The sequence below is a fragment of the Desulfosarcina sp. genome (assembly GCF_033791525.1).
Lineage (GTDB): Bacteria > Desulfobacterota > Desulfobacteria > Desulfobacterales > Desulfosarcinaceae > Desulfosarcina.
The window spans coordinates 1-3,688 of sequence record NZ_JASJGN010000424.1 but is presented as its reverse complement, the minus strand read 5'-3'; the positions used below and the strand labels follow the sequence as shown (position 1 = coordinate 3,688).

Here is a 3,688-nt window from a genome sequence, read left to right as displayed (position 1 = left end):
CGTGAAACATGCCCGAATCATGCTGGGCATGGCCATGGTCATGGCCATTTTCGTGGCACCCATGCAGCTTCTGTTCGGCGACCTGCACGGGCAGAATACCTTCAAACACCAGCCGGCTAAGGTGGCGGCCATGGAGGGTATCTGGGAAACGGAAAAAGGCGCCGGTTTGCGGCTTTTCGCCTGGCCGGACCAGATCGAGGAGCGCAACCGCTTTGAGATCACCATCCCCAAATTATCCAGCTTGATTCTCACCCACGACCTCGACGGTGAGGTTAAAGGGCTAAAGTCCTGGGCCAGAATAGACCGGCCGCCCGTCGGCGTTGTCTTCTGGGCCTTCCGCATTATGGTGGGGCTGGGCATGCTGATGATCGCCACCGGCCTGATTGCGCTGGTGCTCCACTTCAAGAAACAGCTTTTTACCACACGCTGGTTTCACCTGTGGTGCGTGGCCATGACGCCGGCCGGCTTCGTGGCTGTGGTGTCCGGCTGGTTCGTCACCGAGGTGGGTCGGCAGCCGTTCATCGTGTTCAACGTGTTGCGCACGTCGGACACCATCTCCCCAGTGGCCGCGGGACCCATCGCCATCTCCCTGGCCGCGTTTGTCATCACTTACGGCCTGGTTTTCACTGCCGGCGCCTATTACATTCTTAAACTCATCGGCAAAGGGCCGGAAACCACCGAAGCAGATACGTATGGAAGCCACGGTGTGAAACAGCCGCCCCTGGTCACGGACCTGGCTGCTGGGACAGGAGGGAACGATGTTTAGTTTCGAGAGTTTTCTGGATCTTCCGCTCATCTGGTACTCGCTGATCGGTACAGCCATTTTAATGTATATTCTGCTGGATGGCTTCGACCTGGGTGTGGGCATCCTGTTTCCCTTTGCCCCCAGCGACCAGTGCCGGGACCGCATGATGAACTCCATCGCCCCGTTCTGGGACGGCAACGAGACCTGGCTGGTGCTGGGTGGCGGCGGGTTGTTTGCCGCCTTTCCGCTGGCCTACGCCATTCTCATGCCGGCTTTTTACATCCCCATCATCCTCATGCTGCTGGGCCTGATCTTTCGCGGAGTGGCTTTCGAATTCCGTTTCAAGGCCACCGGCAAGTCGCGGCGCATCTGGGACTACTCCTTCCATTTCGGATCCCTGGTGGCCACCTTCATGCAAGGCATGGTGCTGGGTACCTTTGTGAACGGCATCGCCGTGGCCGGTCGCAATTTCGGCGGCGGTGCCTTCGACTGGCTGACTGCCTTCAGTGCCATGACCGGCGTCGCCCTGGTGACCGGCTACGCCCTGCTGGGCGCCACCTGGACGATCATGAAAACCGAGGGCGATACCCAGGCGTGGGCCCGCAAGAGCGCCAGTTACGTACTCATCTATGTGGCCCTGTTCATGGGCCTGGTCAGCCTGACCATGCCCATGATGAACAGCGATATCAAAGAATTGTGGTTCAGCCTGCCCAACTTCTACTTCCTGCAGCCCATGCCGATCCTGTCGGTGGCTTTCTTCGTCATGCTTTGGCGGGATCTGCGCACCGAGCGGGAATACCGGCCTTTTTTTCTCACCCTGGGAATATTTTTAATGAACTACATCGGCATTGGGATCAGCACCTGGCCCTGGCTGGTACCCTTCAAGGTGACCCTGTGGGATGCGGCGGCCGCACCCGAATCCCAATCCCTGCTGCTGCTGGGTACGGTGTTCCTGCTGCCCTGCATCCTGGCCTATACGGGGTACTGCTTCTGGGTTTTCCGCGGCAAGGCCTCCCATGAACATGATCCGGCTTACTGAAAAACAGCGCCAGTGGCTGTGGTTCGCCGGGCTATTTGTCGGCGGGATGGCCGGCATGCTGGTGCTGGCGGGGGTCGTGCGGCTCATGCTGGGAATGAAGCTATAGGTGCCGACCATGCCGACGGTCGCTGAAAATCAGGTGCTGGCTTTGCTGGCCAAGGAGTGGGATTATTCCGGACCACCGGGAATATTAGATATAAGTGCCGTTGTCGCCGCCCTTCCTTTGGCCCCCAGTCAAACACTGGAGGCACTGGAGACGTTGTTTGCAAACGGGCTGGTCGATATGAATAAACTAAAAAGCAGCGCTTTTCTTACTCCGGGGGGCTATGATACTGCCAAAGGCGGCGGTGATGTCCCTTTGAAACCCTGATTCAGTCCGATCACGCATCTTTCGAAAAACATCGATTCCAAAGCCGTCCTTGTTTGCCAACCGATTAAGAAGCTTCAGCTGCCAACACTTCTCTTCCAAAATAATGCCTCTTTTGCCTTAAGTGCTTTCCGGCGTGTGGGATCGAGGAAATGCTTGTATATGTCCTCTTCCATGTCGATCGGGCGGCCGAGGATTTTTTCTTCGATCAACGAGAGTGCCTCGATGGACTTGTCGCACACGGGGTAGCCTTTTTCGTCCAGATCGATCGAAGGGGCGAGAGAGACGCCTGAAATGTTGTTGATGTCCACCAGGCGAATGCCGCCGCTGACGGTGATGATCAGGTTGCCCGCTCCGGCCAGGTCGGGGATGTGACCGGCTTCGCTGATCATCCGTTTTATTTTTTGGATGAACCGGGCTCCCTTTTGCCTGACTGTTGCGACCCACTGCTCGCTGGATAATGTCAATGGGCTGTCCTGGCAACGAAAGGTCTCGTAGAGCGCCGGCAGCAGGTCGACCGCGCCTAGAAGGGTCCACGGATCCAATGCCTCACCCGCGACGTATTCCTGAAATCCGCAAAGCATCAGGTCACGGCCCTCTGGCCCCCGGTAATCCACGATGCATTCAGTGGACCGCGCCATGAAACCGGGCGCCAGGTAGTGCTCGACGATTTTAACCCGGCCGATTTCAAAAAGTGCATTTTCGAGGGTTTTCAAGCGGGCCCGGAAAATGCGAAACATCCGGCGTGGCGTGGCTTTGGGAAAATACCTCACACCGGCGATCATCATCCCGGTCTGCTCAACTTCCACATCGACTGGGTCCAGAATCTCCATGATGTGCGAGCGAAGCCCCTGCCTGAAATGCCTTCTGAATACAAATGGAGGGGATGAGCGGATGAAGTTCAGTGCAGTGACATCCACATGGCTGATCGCTGCTCTGTTCCTTATATCTTCAGGCATGTTTACCTTCCCGATTCCTTAAAATACGGGGACTGCCGATCCAGAACCGATCCCGGGATTGCCTGGACGCGCTGGCCAATCCATTTGGGCCGCGACAGTTCCACCTGTCAGCATAACCCAAACCCACCTTGGCGCACAATCAACTTGCTGCCACCCATCTGGGAAAAACGGTGGTTTCACTACCCATGGTGACAATTTTTAGCTTTCAAGCAAGCAGTCTTTTGGTCATGCAGTGATAGGTTAAACCCACCGTCGGTTCGATAGAATTTATTTATTTAAAATGATAACGAATAGTTGAGATTTTCTCCGCTGCCTGTCCGGCCGACCCGTTCGGTCCGCGTTTGCCTTGAAGATTCCAAGCCGGTGACTACAGTTAACTTACGTAATTTTTAATCGCAGTTAACTGAACCAACAACGCGTGAGGTGAACCATGAAAATCAATGTAAAGTGTTTTGCATCGTTGTCCACTGACGATACCTGCCGGCACGACCAGCTCAGGTCCATTACCCTTGGCGACGACAACGCCACCGTCGGTAATCTGGCTAAGCATGTAAAAATTTCCGAAAATGAAATCGCCA

5 protein-coding genes are annotated in these 3,688 nt (G+C 55.8%); 4 read left to right on the top strand and 1 reads right to left on the bottom strand.

The features are described from left to right. The 4 genes from QNK41_RS20470 to QNK41_RS20455 all read left to right on the top strand — a co-directional run. A partial coding sequence (locus QNK41_RS20470; RefSeq protein WP_319260919.1) for a cytochrome ubiquinol oxidase subunit I occupies positions 1-766 on the top strand: 766 nt, incomplete at its 5' end. Continuing rightward, the gene (gene cydB, locus QNK41_RS20465; RefSeq protein WP_319260917.1) at positions 759-1,784 is read left to right on the top strand and encodes a cytochrome d ubiquinol oxidase subunit II; all 1,026 of its coding nucleotides are present in this window, start codon (positions 759-761) and stop codon (positions 1,782-1,784) included. The genes QNK41_RS20470 and cydB, both read left to right, overlap by 8 nt. Continuing rightward, positions 1,768-1,890: a hypothetical protein gene (locus QNK41_RS20460; RefSeq protein WP_319260914.1), complete on the top strand. Its 123-nt coding sequence runs from the start codon at positions 1,768-1,770 to the stop codon at positions 1,888-1,890. Before cydB ends, QNK41_RS20460 begins: the two co-directional genes overlap by 17 nt. Positions 1,891-1,899: 9 nt before the next feature. After that, on the top strand, positions 1,900-2,154 hold the full coding sequence (locus QNK41_RS20455) for a hypothetical protein (RefSeq protein WP_319260911.1): 255 nt from the start codon (positions 1,900-1,902) through the stop codon (positions 2,152-2,154). 74 nt (positions 2,155-2,228) lie between these two features. On the opposite strand, the gene QNK41_RS20450 is transcribed toward QNK41_RS20455, so the two are convergent. Then, a complete protein-coding gene (locus QNK41_RS20450) occupies positions 2,229-3,110 on the bottom strand; it encodes a hypothetical protein (protein ID WP_319260909.1) in 882 nt (293 codons plus the stop codon). Between the last annotated feature and the right edge of the window lie 578 nt (positions 3,111-3,688).

Excerpts from the sequence above, each read along its gene's own strand:
- cydB (WP_319260917.1), top strand. The coding sequence starts at position 759 with ATGTTTAGTTTCGAGAGTTTTCTGGATCTTCCGCTCATCTGGTACTCG.
- QNK41_RS20455 (WP_319260911.1), top strand. The coding sequence starts at position 1,900 with ATGCCGACGGTCGCTGAAAATCAGGTGCTGGCTTTGCTGGCCAAGGAG.
- QNK41_RS20460 (WP_319260914.1), top strand. The coding sequence starts at position 1,768 with ATGATCCGGCTTACTGAAAAACAGCGCCAGTGGCTGTGGTTCGCCGGG.
- QNK41_RS20450 (WP_319260909.1), bottom strand. The coding sequence starts at position 3,110 with ATGCCTGAAGATATAAGGAACAGAGCAGCGATCAGCCATGTGGATGTC.